Origin of the sequence: Streptomyces changanensis, assembly GCF_024600715.1 — a bacterium.
Taxonomy (GTDB): Bacteria; Actinomycetota; Actinomycetes; order Streptomycetales; family Streptomycetaceae; genus Streptomyces; species Streptomyces changanensis.
The window spans coordinates 4,937,811-4,952,527 of record NZ_CP102332.1; the positions used below are offsets into that span (position 1 = coordinate 4,937,811).

Below are 14,717 nucleotides of genomic sequence, written 5' to 3' on the forward strand. Positions count from 1 at the left end.
GGCGGCCGCCCCGCAGGTGACCCTTGGGCCGCGCCTCCGGCGGCCCGGGGCACGCGCCCCAGGCGGACCCGGGAGCCGCGCTTGGGCCCCCCGGGGACCCGGCCCCCGGGTGACCCCAGGGAGCCGCTCACCGTGGACCCCCGGGCTACGCGCCCCAGGCGGACGCAGGGAAGCGCGTCCAAGTGACCCCACGGAGCCGCGCCCTGGGTGACCCCACGGAGCCGCGGCCCCCGGCGGCCCGGGGTGCCCCCCAACGCGCCCGCCCCAGGCGGCCCCGGAGCCGTGTCCCGCGTGACCCCGGAGGGCCGTACGGAATCGGCCCGTACGGTCGCCACCTGCCCGAACTCGGGCAAATTCTTTGCCGATCGGCCCGCCGACTCCCTAATCTCCTGGTCATGACAACCGCGCGCATCAGCGGCAGCGTCTGGGCCGCGCTGGCGATCGTGTACCTCGTGTGGGGCTCCACCTACCTCGGCATCCGCGTCGTCGTGGAGACCCTGCCGCCCTTCCTCTCCGCCGGGGCGCGCTTCGTCGTCGCCGGCCTCCTCCTCGCCGCGCTGCTCGTCTGGCGCCACGGCCCGTCCGTCCTGCGGGTGACCCGGGCGCAGCTCGCCTCCGCCGCCGTCGTCGGCGTGCTGCTGCTCCTTGGCGGCAACGGCCTCGTCGTGCTCGCCGAGACCTCCGTGCCGTCCGGCCTCGCCGCCCTGCTCGTCGCCGTCATGCCGGCCTGGGTGGTCGTCCTGCGCACCGCGTTCGGCGAACGCCCCGGCCCCGGCGCGTACGCCGGCGTGCTCCTCGGCCTCGCCGGGCTCGCCGTCCTGACCCTGCCGGGGCTCAGCGGCGACGTGCACCTGGGCGGTGTCCTCACCGTCGTCGCCGCCACCCTCATGTGGTCCGCCGGCTCCTTCTCCTCCGCCCGCATCCCGATGCCCCGCAACCCGTTCACCGCGAGCGCGTACGAGATGCTGGCCGGCGGGCTCGCCTGCGCCCTGGTCGGCCTGGCCCGCGGCGAGCAGCGCGGCCTCGACCTGTCGGAGGTCTCCACCCGCTCCTGGGCCGCCCTCGCCTACCTCGTCGTCTTCGGCTCGCTGATCGCCTTCACCGCGTACGCCTGGCTCCTCCAGACCGCCCCGCTCTCCCTCGTCGCCACCTACGCCTACGTCAACCCCGTCGTCGCCGTCCTCCTGGGTTGGCTGATCCTCGACGAGGCCCTGACCTGGCCCATCGCCGTGGGCGGCGCCGTCGTCGTGGCGGGCGTGTGGCAGATCGTCCGCGCCGAACGCGGCGGCCCACCTGCCGAAGCGGCGGACCCGACACCCCGACCACTCCACGACGGACAAACCCCCGACCCCTCCACCCGGCCTACGGTGTCCCCTGAGAGCAAGCGCCTGCGCTGAACACCCCCAACTACTGCGAAGGGCCGGGACCGCGATGACCGCCACCCACGCCTTCTGGCTCGCCGGCCGCGAGGCCACCGGCGAGTCCACCTTCGACGTCACCTCCCCCTGGGACGGCCACCTCGTCGGCCGGGTGAGCGTGCCCACCGAGGCCCAGGTCGAAGAGGCCGTGGCCGCGGCGCACGCCGTCGTCGACGAGTTCGCCGCGACCCCCGCGCACGTCCGCGCGGCCGCCCTCGACCACGTGTCGAAGCGGCTCGCCGAGCGCACCGAGGAGATCGCCCGGCTGATCTCCGCCGAGAACGGCAAGCCGATCAAGTGGGCCCGCGGCGAGGTCGGCCGCGCCGTCTCCGTCTTCCGCTTCGCCGCCGAGGAGGCCCGGCGCTTCAACGGCGGCGAGGCCCAGCGCCTCGACACCGACGCCGGCGGCACCGGCCGCCTCGCCCTGACCCGCCGCTTCCCCAAGGGCGTCGTCCTCGGCATCGCGCCGTTCAACTTCCCGCTGAACCTCTGCGCCCACAAGGTGGCCCCGGCCCTCGCCGTCGGCGCGCCCATCATCCTCAAGCCCGCGCCGGCCACCCCGCTCTCCGCGCTCGTCCTCGGCGAGCTGCTGGCCGAGACGGACCTGCCCGCCGGCTCCTGGTCCGTCCTGCCGGTCGCCAACGACCGCATGCCCGCCCTCGTCCAGGACGAGCGCCTGCCGGTCATCTCCTTCACCGGCTCCGACACGGTCGGCTACGCCATCCAGCGGTCCGTGCCGCACAAGCACTGCACGCTGGAGCTGGGCGGCAACGCCGCGGCCGTCGTCCTCGCCGACTGGTCCTCCGAGGAGGACCTGGACTGGGCGGCGGGCCGCATCGCCACCTTCTCCAACTACCAGGCCGGCCAGTCCTGCATCTCCGTGCAGCGCGTCATCGCCGACGCCGCCGTGTACGACCGGCTCGTCGCCAAGGTCGTCGCCGCCGTCGAGGCGCAGGGCACCGGTGACCCGACCGACGAGTCCACCGACGTCGGCCCGCTGGTCAGCGAGGACGCCGCCCGGCGCGTCGAGTCCTGGGTCGACGAGGCCGTCGCCGCCGGCGCGACCCTCCTCACCGGCGGCAAGCGCGAGGGCGCGAGCTACGCCCCGACCGTGCTCGCCGACCTCCCGGCCGACACGACCCTCGCCCGTGAGGAGGTCTTCGGCCCGGTCCTGACCCTCCACAGGGTGGAGGGCGAGGCCGCCGCCTTCGCCGCGGTCAACGACTCCAAGTTCGGCCTCCAGGCCGGCGTCTTCACGCACGACGTGCAGACCGCCTTCCGCGCCCACCGGGCGCTGGAGGTCGGCGGCGTGATCGTCGGCGACGTCCCGTCGTACCGCGCCGACCAGATGCCGTACGGCGGCGTCAAGCAGTCCGGCGTCGGCCGCGAGGGCGTGGCCTACGCGATGGACGACTACACGTACGAGCGGGTGCTGGTCCTCACGGGCCTGGCCCTGTAGGTCACCCGCTCGGCCGAGCCGGCGGCCGGAGCCCACTGTGCGGGGGCTCCGGCCGCCTTTTCGTACCCCTCGCCATCGGGTAATACGGTCGGGTAGCACCGTCCGGCACGCCCACCGGACGGCCGCCCCCGAACCGCGGTGAGGTGAGCCCCCCCATGTCCGGCCCACACCACAAGCCCAAGGTCTCCGAACGCGAGGCCCGCCAGGTCGCCGAGGCCGCCCGCCAGCAGGACTGGCACAAGCCCAGCTTCGCCAAGGAGCTGTTCCTCGGCCGCTTCCGACTCGACCTGGTCCACCCGCACCCCCTGCCGCCCGCCGAGGACGCCCAGCGGGGCGAGGAGTTCCTCGCCAAGCTGCGCGACTTCTGCGAGACGAAGATCGACGGCGCCGTGATCGAGCGCGAGGCCCGCATCCCCGACGCCGTCGTCGACGGCCTCAAGGAGCTCGGCGCGCTCGGCATGAAGATCGACACCAAGTACGGCGGCCTCGGCCTCACCCAGGTGTACTACAACAAGGCCCTCGCCCTCGTCGGCTCCGTCAGCCCCGCCGTCGGCGCCCTGCTCTCCGCCCACCAGTCGATCGGCCTACCGCAGCCGCTCAAACAGTTCGGCACGCCGGAGCAGAAGGAGACGTACCTCCCGCGCCTGGCCCGCACCGACCTCTCCGCCTTCCTCCTCACCGAGCCCGACGTCGGCTCGGACCCCGCCCGCCTGGCCACCACCGCCGTACCCGACGGCGACGGGTACGTCATCGACGGCGTGAAGCTGTGGACCACCAACGGCGTCGTCGCCGACCTGATGGTCGTCATGGCCCGCGTCCCGAAGTCCGAGGGCCACAAGGGCGGCATCACGGCCTTCATCGTCGAGGCCGGCTCCGAGGGTGTCACCGTCGAGCACCGCAACGCCTTCATGGGCCTGCGCGGCCTGGAGAACGGCGTCACCCGCTTCCACCGGGTCCGCGTCCCCGCCGCGGGCCGCATCGGCCCCGAGGGCGCCGGCCTGAAGATCGCCCTCACCACCCTGAACACCGGGCGCCTCTCCCTGCCCGCGATGTGCGTGGGCGCCGGCAAGTGGTGCCTGAAGATCGCCCGCGAGTGGTCCTCCGTACGCGAGCAGTGGGGCAAGCCGGTCGCCCGGCACGAGGCCGTCGGCGCGAAGATCTCCTTCATCGCCGCCACCACCTTCGCCCTGGAGGCCGTCGTCGACCTCGCCAGCCAGATGGCCGACGAGGACCGCAACGACATCCGCATCGAGGCCGCCCTCGCCAAGCTGTACGGCTCCGAGATGGCCTGGCTCATCGCCGACGAGCTCGTCCAGATCCGCGGCGGCCGCGGCTACGAGACCGCCGAGTCCCTGGCCGCCCGGGGCGAACGCGCGGTCCCCGCCGAACAGCTCCTGCGCGACCTGCGCATCAACCGGATCTTCGAGGGCTCGACGGAGATCATGCACCTGCTGATCGCCCGCGAGGCCGTCGACGCCCACCTCGCCGTCGCCGGCGACATCATCGACCCCGACAAGACCCTCGGCGACAAGGCCAGGGCGGGCGCCCAGGCCGGCGTCTTCTACGCCCGCTGGCTGCCCAAGCTCGTCACGGGACCGGGCCGGCTGCCCGGCGCGTACGGCGAGTTCCGCCACACGGGTCACGCCGACCTCTCCACCCACCTGCGCTACGTCGAGCGCACCTCCCGCAAACTGGCCCGCTCCACCTTCTACGCGATGTCCCGCTGGCAGGGCCGCATGGAGACGAAGCAGGGCTTCCTCGGGCGCGTCGTCGACATCGGCGCCGAACTGTTCGCCATGAGCGCCGCCTGCGTGCGCGCCGAACTGCTGCGCACCACCGGCGACGACGGACGCGCGGCGTACGAGCTGGCCGACGCCTTCTGCCGCCAGTCCCGGCTGCGGGTCGAGGAGCTCTTCGGCCGGCTGTGGGCCAACACCGACGACCTGGACGGCCGGATCGTCAAGGGCGTCCTCGCCGGCCGGTACACCTGGCTGGAGGAGGGCGTCCTCGACCCCAGCGGCGACGGCCCGTGGATCGCCGACGCCACCCCTGGCCCGTCGACCCGGGAGAACGTCCACCGCCCCATCCGCTGACGGGGCGCCGGCGCGGCGTGTGGTGCGTCGCCGGGCGGGTGCACGGCACCCGCCCGGCGGACCGGCGCGCGGGGCGCCGGGACCGTCAGATGTCGATGACGCGGTAGGCGATGGTGTAGACGCCGCCGGACCCCTCCAACGAGCGGTACTGGGTCTCGGCGCCCGCCTCGCTGCCGGTGACGAGCGTCGAGCCCAGCTTGTCGTCGCCGCTCGTCGTGTCGTCGTCCCACAGCGTCATGGTGCGGGCCTGCTGCTTGCCGAGGACGAGGGCGGCGTTGCCGTTCCCGTCGGTCATCGACCGCACGTAACCCGGGCCCATCGTCTGGTACTTGAGGCTCCCGGGCCACACCTTGACGGCGTTGCCGTTGGCGTCGGTGACCTTCAGGTAGGCCTCGTCGTGATCGCCCTCGCTCTGCTGGTGGCAGGTCAGCTGCAGCAGCTCGATGCGGACGTACTCGATCGGCTCGGCCTGTGCGGTCCCGGCGAAGCCGGCGACGCCGGCGAGCGAGACGAGAGCGGCCGCGGCCACTCGAACGATTCCACGCATGGTCGGTTCCCCCTCCGGTGTGGTGGCCCCGCGTCGTCCCGCGGGGCCCGTGCCTTCCCCCGGCACACCTCCACCCTGCCCGCCGCCACCGCCCCGGCTCCACGCGCGTTCCACTCAGCGGAACGCGGCCGGACGCGCCCTCACGGCCGCACCTCGACGCCCGACCGGACCAGCGCACGGGTGACGGCGGCGGCCGCCTCGGCGACCCGGCCCGCCACCACCTCCAGCCGCTGACCCGCCTCGACCATCGCGGCCACCGCCCCCACCACGGTCCCCGCCGGGGACCGCACCGGCAGCGCGGCGCAGCAGACCCCCGCCACCACCTCCTCCCGGTCCAGGACGGCGCCGCCACGCACCGGGCCGCGCAACGCCTTGCCCAGCGCCGTGTCCAGCGCGAACGCCCCGCCGTCACGGACCGGCACGATCGGCTCCACCCGGCCGGGGACCGAACACACCGTCAGGGCCCGGTCCTCACGCAGCACCGACAGCAGCACGCTGCCTCCCGTGGCGGCCCGCAGCCGGTGCAACGGCAGGCGCCCCGCCGCCCGCAGCCCCGGGTGCGGCTGCCACGCCTGGCCGAGCCGGTAGAGCTGGGCGCCCAGCCGGTAGCGCAGACCGCGGCGCTCCACGGCCTGAAGGGCCACCAGCTGCTCCAGCAACCGGTGCGCCGTGCTCTTCGGCAGGCCGCACGCGACCGCCAGCTCGGTCACCCCCGCCTCGCCGCCGTGCTGCCGCAGGGCCTCCAGCAGGGCGAACGCCCCCTCCAGCACCCCGCGGCCCCCGCCCGTCGCCCCCGCGCGTACGGCTGTCTCCATGGCATCCCCCCGGATGGCGTGACCCGGCCGCGTCCCCCGAACAGCCGCGCGGCCCCGGCCCTGGTGTCCGCGGACATGGTCCCCGGACCGGCGCGCCGAGTGAAGCGGTTCCGACGTGTCGCCCCGCACCACATGCGCGGGGACACGGACGCGGCGCCCCCGCGCGGCGCCCCCGCGCGGCGCCCCCGCGCGGCGCCTCCCACCCGGCGCCGACCACGCCGCCCTCGCGCCCTTCGCCGACGGCCCGGTCCGCATCGAGGACGTCGCCGACACCCGCGTCAACGAGTGCGACCGCCTCGACGTCCGGGCGGAGAACCTCCGGCGCCTGGGTGTCACCGCCACCACCGGCCCCGACCGGCTGGAGGTCCGCCCCGGCACCCCGCGGCCGGCGCGGACCGCCACCCACGGCGACCACCGCAGGGTGATGTCCTTCGCCGTCACCGCGCTGCGCACCCCGGGCGTCGACTTCGACGACCCGGGCTGCGTGCGCAAGACGTTCCCCGGATTCCACGAGGCGTTCGCCCGGTTCCGCGACGCCGGGGAGGGCACCGCCCGGGGTGCCGGGGAGGGCACCGCCCCGGACGCCACCCGCGACGTGGCGCGGGACGGAGCGCGGGACGGAGCGGAGTGAGACCCTCCGGGGGATCCCGCCGGGGGACCCGGTCAAACGCCGGGGCGGATGCGGCAAGAATGGGGGGCATGAGCGACAGTCCAGCACCCCTCGCCGACCCGCACATCGCCTTCGATCCGACCGAAGGCCGCCGGGACGTCGTCGTCCTCGGCTCCACGGGGTCCATCGGTACCCAGGCCATCGACCTGGCCCTGCGCAACCCCGACCGGTTCCGCGTGACCGCGCTGTCCGCCGCGGGCGGCAGGGTCGGCCTCCTCGCCGAGCAGGCGCACCGGCTGCGGGTCCGCACGGTGGCCGTGGCCCGCGAGGACGCGGTCCCGGCGCTGAGGGAGGCGCTGCGGGCGCTGTACGGCTCCGAGCCGCTGCCGGAGGTCGTCGCGGGGCCGGACGCCGCCACCCAGCTCGCGGCCTTTGACTGCCACACCGTGCTCAACGGCATCACCGGCTCCATCGGCCTGGCGCCGACGCTCGCCGCGCTCCGGGCGGGCCGCACCCTGGCCCTCGCGAACAAGGAGTCCCTCATCGTCGGCGGCCCGCTGGTGAAGGCCCTCGCGAAGCCGGGCCAGATCATCCCGGTCGACTCCGAGCACGCCGCGCTCTTCCAGGCGCTGGCCGCCGGTACCCGCGCGGACGTCCGCAAGCTCGTCGTCACCGCCTCCGGGGGCCCCTTCCGCGGCCGCACCCGCGCCGAGCTGGCCGGCGTCACCCGCGACGACGCGCTGGCCCACCCCACCTGGGCGATGGGACCGGTCATCACGGTCAACAGCGCCACGCTCGTCAACAAGGGCCTGGAGGTCATCGAGGCCCACCTGCTCTACGACATCCCCTTCGACCGCATCGAGGTCGTCGTCCACCCCCAGTCGTACGTGCACTCGATGGTGGAGTTCACCGACGGCTCCACCCTCGCCCAGGCCACGCCGCCCGACATGCGCGGCCCCATCGCGATCGGCCTCGGCTGGCCCCAGCGCGTCCCCGACGCGGCCCCCGCCTTCGACTGGTCCACGGCGTCCACCTGGGAGTTCTTCCCGCTGGACACCGAGGCGTTCCCGTCCGTCGGCCTCGCCCGGCACGTCGGCGAGCTCGGCGGCACCGCCCCGGCCGTCTTCAACGCCGCCAACGAGGAGTGCGTCGACGCATTCCTCACCGGCCGGCTCCCCTTCACCGGCATCATGGACACGGTCACCGAGGTCGTCGCCGAGCACGGCACACCCGCCACGGGAACCCCGCTGACGGTCACGGACGTCCTGGAAGCGGAGACGTGGGCCCGAGCGAGGGCCCGGGAACTGGCGGCGAAGGCCGCCGGGACGACGGTGGAGGTCGGCGCATGACGGTTCTTCTCACGGTCCTCGGCATCGTGCTGTTCGCCGTGGGGCTGCTGTTCTCCATCGCCTGGCACGAGCTCGGTCACCTCTCCACGGCCAAGCTGTTCGGCATCCGCGTGCCCCAGTACATGGTCGGCTTCGGCCCCACCCTGTGGTCGCGGAGCAAGGGCGAGACGGAGTACGGCATCAAGGCCATCCCGATGGGCGGCTACATCCGCATGATCGGGATGTTCCCGCCCGGCGCGGACGGCCGCGTCGAGGCCCGCTCGACCTCCCCGTGGCGCGGCATGATCGAGGACGCCCGCTCGGCGGCGTACGAGGAGCTGCGCCCCGGCGACGAGGACCGGCTCTTCTACACGCGCAAGCCGTGGAAGCGCGTCATCGTCATGTTCGCCGGCCCGTTCATGAACCTCGTCCTCGCCGTCGCGATCTTCCTCGGCGTCGCCATGTCCTTCGGCTTCGCGACCCAGACCACCGAGGTCGCCGGCGTGCAGAAGTGCGTCATCGCCCAGAGCGAGGAGCGCGACACCTGCGCCTCCGGCGACCGGCCCTCCCCGGCCCACGCCGCCGGGCTGCGCGAGGGCGACCGCATCGTCGCCTTCGACGGCGAGCCCGTCGCCGACTGGGCCGAGCTCTCCGCCCGCATCCGCGACACCATCGGCCCCGCCACCGTCACCGTGGAGCGCGACGGGCAGCGGCTGGACCTGCACCCCACGCTCGAGAAGAACCTCGTGGTGCGCAAGGACGCCGACGGCGAGGCCGTCCCCGGCCAGTACGTCGCCGCCGGCTACCTCGGCTTCGCCGCCAAGACGGAGATCGTCCCGCTCGGCTTCGGCGAGTCCGTGGACCGCATGGGCGACATGATCGAGGACGGCGTCCACGCCGTGATCGCGCTCCCCGGCAAGATCCCCGACCTGTGGAACGCGACGTTCGGCGACGGCGAGCGCAAGGCCGACTCCCCGGTCGGCATCGTGGGCGCCGCCCGCATCAGCGGCGAGGTGATGAACCTCGACGTGCCGACGCAGAACATCGTCGCGTCCTTCCTGCTGGTGCTGGCGACCTTCAACCTCTCGCTGTTCCTCTTCAACATGCTGCCCCTGCTTCCCCTGGACGGCGGGCACATCGCCGGCGCCCTGTGGGAGTCCGTGCGCCGCCACGTCGCGCGGGTCTTCCGGCGCCCCGACCCGGGCCCGTTCGACGTCGCGAAGCTCATGCCGGTCGCGTACGTCGTCGCCGGCGTCTTCATCTGCTTCACGGTGCTCGTGCTGCTCGCCGACATCGTGAACCCGGTGAAGATCTCCTAGGGGGTGCCTCGCCCGGTCGGACCGGACCGGGGCGCGTGGCGGGCGCCACGAGCCCGACCGGATCGGCAGGGCACCTCCTGAGGCACCCCGCCGGGTGTCCGGCCGTCGACGGACGGCCGGACGGCGGGTGTACGGCCGGGCGTGGGGGCGCGCCCGGCCGCTCGCCGCCCGGAGGCGCGCCCCGCCGCGATGTGCTGGCGGCAGTACGCCACCTGTAATCTCGAAGCCCTGGAGCCCGCCGATACGGGACCTCGATCCACACCTTGGGGTTGCACAGCAGATGACCGCGATTTCTCTCGGCATGCCGTCCGTTCCGACCAAGCTGGCCGACCGCCGGGTCAGCCGCAAGATCCAGGTCGGCTCGGTGGCCGTCGGCGGCGACGCACCCGTGTCGGTGCAGTCCATGACCACCACCCGGACCTCCGACATCGGCGCCACGCTCCAGCAGATCGCCGAGCTGACCGCCTCCGGCTGCCAGATCGTCCGCGTGGCCTGCCCCACGCAGGACGACGCCGACGCCCTCGCCACCATCGCGAAGAAGTCCCAGATCCCGGTCATCGCGGACATCCACTTCCAGCCCAAGTACGTCTTCGCCGCCATCGACGCCGGCTGCGCGGCCGTCCGGGTCAACCCCGGCAACATCAAGCAGTTCGACGACAAGGTCAGGGAGATCGCCAAGGCGGCCCGCGAGACCGGCACCCCGATCCGCATCGGCGTCAACGCCGGCTCCCTCGACCGCCGACTCCTCCAGAAGTACGGCAAGGCCACCCCCGAGGCGCTCGTCGAGTCCGCCCTGTGGGAGGCGTCCCTCTTCGAGGAGCACGACTTCCGCGACATCAAGATCTCGGTCAAGCACAACGACCCGGTCGTGATGGTCAACGCCTACCGCCAGCTCGCCGCCCAGTGCGACTACCCGCTGCACCTCGGCGTCACCGAGGCCGGCCCCGCCTTCCAGGGCACCATCAAGTCCGCGGTCGCCTTCGGCGCACTGCTGTCCGAGGGCATCGGCGACACCATCCGCGTCTCCCTCTCCGCGCCCCCGGCGGAGGAGGTCAAGGTCGGCATCCAGATCCTGGAGTCCCTCAACCTCCGCCAGCGCCGCCTGGAGATCGTCTCCTGCCCGTCCTGCGGCCGCGCCCAGGTCGACGTGTACAAGCTCGCCGACGAGGTCACCGCCGGCCTGGAGGGCATGGAGGTGCCGCTGCGCGTCGCCGTCATGGGCTGCGTCGTCAACGGCCCCGGCGAGGCCCGTGAGGCGGACCTCGGTGTCGCCTCCGGCAACGGCAAGGGCCAGATCTTCGTCAAGGGCGAGGTCATCAAGACCGTCCCCGAGTCGAAGATCGTGGAGACGCTCATCGAGGAGGCGATGAAGATCGCTGAGCAGATGGAGAAGGACGGCGTGCCGTCCGGCGAGCCCGAGGTCTCCATCAGCTGACCCCCGCCGCCCTCGGCCCGGACCCTCACGGTCCGGGCCACCCCTGGTCCGGGCCGTCTTCGGCCCGGACCGTCCACGGTCCGAGCCGCCGCCCACGGTCCCGGGGCACCGTCCCGGGCGGGCACGGCGGCCGGGAGGCGGGCCCGCGCGGGGCAACCGGCCCGCGGCCCGCGCGAGGGCAGCCGGGACGCGGGTCCGCGCGGGGCGTCACCGGCCCGCCGACGTCCCCCGGAGGGCCGCCGGCATTCCCCCGCCCGCGGGCCCGTTACGGCGCCGGAGCGCCGGGTACAGTGCGGTGACCGACAGACCCACTGGTGAGGCCCCCTCGTGTTGACGCACACCACCACCCGGGTCCTCGAGCCCGGGGACCTCGGCGCCGCGCTCGCCGTCCTGGAGAGCGACCCGGTCGCCAACGCGTTCGTCACCGCCCGCGTCCAGGCCGCCGGCCTCGACCCGTGGCGCCTCGGCGGCGAGATGTGGGGCTGGTACTCCGAGGGACGGTTGCGCTCCCTGTGCTACGCCGGCGCCAACCTCGTCCCCATCTGCGCCACCCCCGAGGCCGTCCGCGCCTTCGCCGACCGCGCCCGCCGCTCCGGGCGGCGCTGCTCCTCGATCGTCGGGCCCGCGGAGGCCACCGCCGAGCTGTGGCGGCTGCTCGAACCCAGCTGGGGCCCCGCACGAGACGTGCGCCCGCGTCAGCCGCTCATGGTCACCGAGCGGCCCGCCCCGGACGTCGAGCCCGACCCGCTGGTCCGCCGCGTCCGCAGGGACGAGATGGACCTGATCATGCCGGCCTGCGTGGCGATGTTCACCGAGGAGGTCGGCGTCTCGCCCATGGCCGGGGACGGCGGACTGCTCTACCAGGCGCGCGTCGCCGAACTGGTCGCCTCCGGCCGCTCCTTCGCCCGCTTCGAGGACGGCCGCGTCGTCTTCAAGGCCGAGATCGGCGCGGCCACGCCCCGCGCCTGCCAGATCCAGGGCGTGTGGGTCGACCCCGAGTACCGCGGTCGCGGCCTGTCCGAGATCGGCATGGCGGCCGTCCTGCGCCACGCCCTCGCCGACGTCGCCCCCGTCGTCAGCCTGTACGTCAACGACTACAACGCCCCCGCCCGCGCCGCCTACCGCCGGGTCGGCTTCCGCGAGGTGGGCGCGTTCATGAGCGTGCTCTTCTGACCGGACCGTCCCTCCCCACCGTGCCGTCTCGCGTGCGCTGTTCGGACGGCGGCCCGGCGACGTAGGGTTCGACCATGGATGACGCCGTGGTGGTCGGACCGCTCGACCTCGTCGCACGGGTGGACGACGCGCTGGCCGTGCAGGCCGTCGCCTTCGGCCTGAGCGCGGGCGAGGTCGCCGTACGCCGCCACATCGTGGTCCGGCACATGGCCTGCCGCGGCGCCCGCGCGTACGGCGCGACCACCCCGTCCGGCCGTCTCGTCGGCTTCGTGTACGGGATGCCCAACGACCGCGTCCACTGGTGGTCGACGGTCGTCCAGCCCTACCTGGTCCGCGAGGGCGGCGAGTCCTGGCTCGACGACGCCTTCGTCATCACCGAACTGCACGTCCACCCCGACTTCCAGGGCCGGGGCATCGGCACGGAGCTGATCACCACCATCACCGGTACGGCCGACGAGCCCCGCTCCCTCCTCTCCGCCATCGACGTCGAGAGCCCCGCCCGCCGGCTCTACCGCTCCCTGGGCTACACGGACCTGGCCCGCCAGGTCCACTTCCCCAGCGCGGCACGGCCGTACGCGGTGATGGGTGCCCGGCTGCCGCTGCGCCGGAGCTGAGCGCGGCACTGGTCGCGCCGGTGCGGCGGGGGAGCGGCACGGCCCCGCCGGGGCCCGTGCGGACACGGCGTACCGGACCAACTGATTTCCGCCCGCCGGGGCCGCCCGGCTAACCTCCTGCCCATCACACTTTTGACCGCAGGAGAGAGTTCCCCATGGCCCAGGTCCAGCGCATGTCCCGGTTGATGGTCAAGACACTGCGCGACGACCCGGCGGACGCCGAGACGCTCAGCCACAAGCTGCTCGTCCGCGCCGGCTACGTCCGCCGCAACGCCGCGGGCATCTGGTCCTGGCTGCCGCTGGGCAAGAAGGTCCTGGAGAACGTCGCCCGCGTCGTGCGCGAGGAGATGGACGCCATCGGCGCCCAGGAGGTCCTGCTGCCCGCGCTGCTGCCGAAGGAGCCGTACGAGGCGACCGGCCGCTGGGACGAGTACGGCGCGGAGCTGTTCCGCCTCCAGGACCGCAAGGGCGCCGACTACCTCCTCGGCCCCACGCACGAGGAGATCTTCACCCAGCTGGTCAAGGACCAGTGCACGTCCTACAAGGACCTGCCGGTGATCCTCTACCAGATCCAGACGAAGTACCGCGACGAGGCCCGCCCGCGCTCGGGCATCCTGCGCGGCCGCGAGTTCCAGATGAAGGACTCGTACTCCTTCGACACCACCGACGAGGGCCTGGCCGAGTCCTACCGCCTGCACCGCGAGGCGTACGTGCGGATCTTCGAGCGCCTCGGCCTGCGGCACAAGATCGTCTCCGCGGTCTCCGGCGCCATGGGCGGCTCGGCGTCGGAGGAGTTCCTGGCCCCGGCCGCGGCGGGCGAGGACACCTTCGTCTACTGCCCGTCCTGTGACTACGCCGCCAACACCGAGGCCGTGACCTTCGCGGGTGGCGAGCCGGCCGACGGCTCGGCGCACGGCCCCGTCGAGGAGCTCGACACCCCGGACACGCCGACCATCGAGACCCTCGCCGAGCACCTCGGCGTGCCGGCGTCGGCGACGCTGAAGAACCTGCTGGTGAAGGTGGACGGCGAGATCGTGGCGGTGGGCGTGCCCGGCGACCGCGAGGTCGACCTCGGCAAGCTGGAGGACCACCTCGCCCCGGCCGTCGTCGAGATGGTCACCGCCGACGACTTCACGGGCCGCCCCGACCTGGTCCGCGGCTACGTCGGCCCGCAGGGCCTGGACAAGGTCCGGTACCTCGCCGACCCGCGCGTCGCCCCCGGCACGGCCTGGGTCACCGGCGCCAACAAGCCCGACACGCACGCGAGGAACGTCGTCGTCGGGCGGGACTTCGAGGTCGACCGGTACCTGGACGTCGTCGTGGTCGAGGACGGTGACCCCTGCCCGCAGTGCGGCGCCGGCCTGAGGCTGGACCGCGCCATCGAGATCGGCCACATCTTCCAGCTCGGCCGCAAGTACACCGACGCCTTCCAGCTGGACGTCCTCGGCCAGAACGGCAAGCCGGTCCGCGTCACCATGGGCTCGTACGGCGTCGGGGTCTCCCGCGCGGTGGCGGCCCTCGCCGAGCAGACCGCCGACGACAAGGGCCTGTGCTGGCCCCGGGAGATCGCCCCGGCCGACGTCCACGTCGTCGCCGCCGGCAAGGCCCTCCAGACGGAGCTGGCCCTGGAGGTCTCCGAGAAGCTCGGCGAGGCCGGGCTGCGCGTCCTCGTCGACGACCGCGCCGGGGTGTCGCCGGGCGTGAAGTTCACCGACGCCGAGCTGTTGGGCGTGCCGCAGATCCTCGTCGCCGGCCGTCGCTCGGGCGAGGGCGTCGTCGAGCTCAAGGACCGCCGCACCGGTGAGCGCGAGGAGCTGACGGTCGAGGAGGCCCTGGCCCGCCTCACGGCCTGACCGCCCGCCCTCCCGGGCGGGTGGCCGTCCGCCGTCGCGGGCGCACGACACCC

At 73.9% G+C, this 14,717-nt stretch carries 11 protein-coding genes and 1 pseudogene; 10 read left to right on the forward strand and 2 right to left on the reverse strand.

The annotated features are described in order from the left end of the window. Nucleotides 1–395 precede the first annotated feature (395 nt). The 3 genes from NRO40_RS21970 (at nt 396) to NRO40_RS21980 (ending at nt 4,970) form a co-directional block, all read left to right on the forward strand. Nucleotides 396–1,397 carry an EamA family transporter gene (locus NRO40_RS21970; RefSeq protein ID WP_058944500.1) on the forward strand — a complete coding sequence of 334 codons (1,002 nt, stop codon included), beginning with the start codon at nt 396–398 and terminating at the stop codon, nt 1,395–1,397. Between the two features lie 34 nt (nt 1,398–1,431). After that, nucleotides 1,432–2,877 (forward strand): aldehyde dehydrogenase family protein, encoded by a 1,446-nt coding sequence (locus NRO40_RS21975; protein ID WP_058944499.1) that lies wholly within the window; start codon nt 1,432–1,434, stop codon nt 2,875–2,877. Between the two features lie 155 nt (nt 2,878–3,032). Continuing rightward, entirely contained in the window at nt 3,033–4,970 is a 1,938-nt protein-coding gene (locus NRO40_RS21980; protein WP_107115216.1) for an acyl-CoA dehydrogenase family protein, read from the forward strand. 85 nt (nt 4,971–5,055) lie between these two features. On the opposite strand, the gene NRO40_RS21985 is transcribed toward NRO40_RS21980, so the two are convergent. Further along, complete coding sequence (locus NRO40_RS21985) at nt 5,056–5,517, reverse strand: hypothetical protein (protein ID WP_058944497.1); 462 nt, start codon at nt 5,515–5,517, stop codon at nt 5,056–5,058. 140 nt (nt 5,518–5,657) lie between these two features. Then, nucleotides 5,658–6,332, reverse strand: a complete 675-nt coding sequence (locus NRO40_RS21995) for an IclR family transcriptional regulator (RefSeq protein ID WP_058944496.1) — start codon at nt 6,330–6,332, stop codon at nt 5,658–5,660. Nucleotides 6,333–6,549: 217 nt separating this feature from the next. On the opposite strand from NRO40_RS21995, the pseudogene NRO40_RS22000 reads away from it, so the two are divergent. From NRO40_RS22000 to NRO40_RS22030, 7 genes and pseudogenes are all read left to right on the forward strand, one after another. After that, nucleotides 6,550–6,864: pseudogene (locus NRO40_RS22000) on the forward strand (3-phosphoshikimate 1-carboxyvinyltransferase); the annotation flags it as partial. 167 nt (nt 6,865–7,031) lie between these two features. Next, nucleotides 7,032–8,291 (forward strand): 1-deoxy-D-xylulose-5-phosphate reductoisomerase, encoded by a 1,260-nt coding sequence (gene dxr, locus NRO40_RS22005; protein ID WP_058944503.1) that lies wholly within the window; start codon nt 7,032–7,034, stop codon nt 8,289–8,291. Continuing rightward, nucleotides 8,288–9,589, forward strand: a complete 1,302-nt coding sequence (locus NRO40_RS22010; RefSeq protein WP_058944494.1) for a M50 family metallopeptidase — start codon at nt 8,288–8,290, stop codon at nt 9,587–9,589. Before dxr ends, NRO40_RS22010 begins: the two co-directional genes overlap by 4 nt. A gap of 280 nt (nt 9,590–9,869) precedes the next feature. Beyond that, the gene (gene ispG / locus NRO40_RS22015; RefSeq protein ID WP_058944493.1) at nt 9,870–11,024 is read left to right on the forward strand and encodes a flavodoxin-dependent (E)-4-hydroxy-3-methylbut-2-enyl-diphosphate synthase; all 1,155 of its coding nucleotides are present in this window, start codon (nt 9,870–9,872) and stop codon (nt 11,022–11,024) included. Nucleotides 11,025–11,351: 327 nt separating this feature from the next. Then, nucleotides 11,352–12,197, forward strand: a complete 846-nt coding sequence (locus NRO40_RS22020; RefSeq protein WP_058944492.1) for a GNAT family N-acetyltransferase — start codon at nt 11,352–11,354, stop codon at nt 12,195–12,197. A 74-nt stretch (nt 12,198–12,271) separates the two neighbouring features. After that, nucleotides 12,272–12,811 carry a GNAT family N-acetyltransferase gene (locus NRO40_RS22025; protein WP_058944491.1) on the forward strand — a complete coding sequence of 180 codons (540 nt, stop codon included), beginning with the start codon at nt 12,272–12,274 and terminating at the stop codon, nt 12,809–12,811. A 155-nt stretch (nt 12,812–12,966) separates the two neighbouring features. After that, the gene (locus tag NRO40_RS22030; RefSeq protein WP_058944490.1) at nt 12,967–14,664 is read left to right on the forward strand and encodes a proline--tRNA ligase; all 1,698 of its coding nucleotides are present in this window, start codon (nt 12,967–12,969) and stop codon (nt 14,662–14,664) included. Nucleotides 14,665–14,717: the final 53 nt, after the last annotated feature.

What these genes read in the sequence shown, in the direction of transcription:
- NRO40_RS21995 (WP_058944496.1), bottom strand. Translation starts at nt 6,332, where the DNA reads ATGGAGACAGCCGTACGCGCGGGGGCGACGGGCGGGGGCCGCGGGGTG.
- NRO40_RS22025 (WP_058944491.1), top strand. Translation starts at nt 12,272, where the DNA reads ATGGATGACGCCGTGGTGGTCGGACCGCTCGACCTCGTCGCACGGGTG.
- NRO40_RS21985 (WP_058944497.1), bottom strand. Translation starts at nt 5,517, where the DNA reads ATGCGTGGAATCGTTCGAGTGGCCGCGGCCGCTCTCGTCTCGCTCGCC.
- NRO40_RS22030 (WP_058944490.1), top strand. Translation starts at nt 12,967, where the DNA reads ATGGCCCAGGTCCAGCGCATGTCCCGGTTGATGGTCAAGACACTGCGC.
- ispG (WP_058944493.1), top strand. Translation starts at nt 9,870, where the DNA reads ATGACCGCGATTTCTCTCGGCATGCCGTCCGTTCCGACCAAGCTGGCC.
- NRO40_RS21980 (WP_107115216.1), top strand. Translation starts at nt 3,033, where the DNA reads ATGTCCGGCCCACACCACAAGCCCAAGGTCTCCGAACGCGAGGCCCGC.
- dxr (WP_058944503.1), top strand. Translation starts at nt 7,032, where the DNA reads ATGAGCGACAGTCCAGCACCCCTCGCCGACCCGCACATCGCCTTCGAT.
- NRO40_RS22010 (WP_058944494.1), top strand. Translation starts at nt 8,288, where the DNA reads ATGACGGTTCTTCTCACGGTCCTCGGCATCGTGCTGTTCGCCGTGGGG.
- NRO40_RS21970 (WP_058944500.1), top strand. Translation starts at nt 396, where the DNA reads ATGACAACCGCGCGCATCAGCGGCAGCGTCTGGGCCGCGCTGGCGATC.
- NRO40_RS21975 (WP_058944499.1), top strand. Translation starts at nt 1,432, where the DNA reads ATGACCGCCACCCACGCCTTCTGGCTCGCCGGCCGCGAGGCCACCGGC.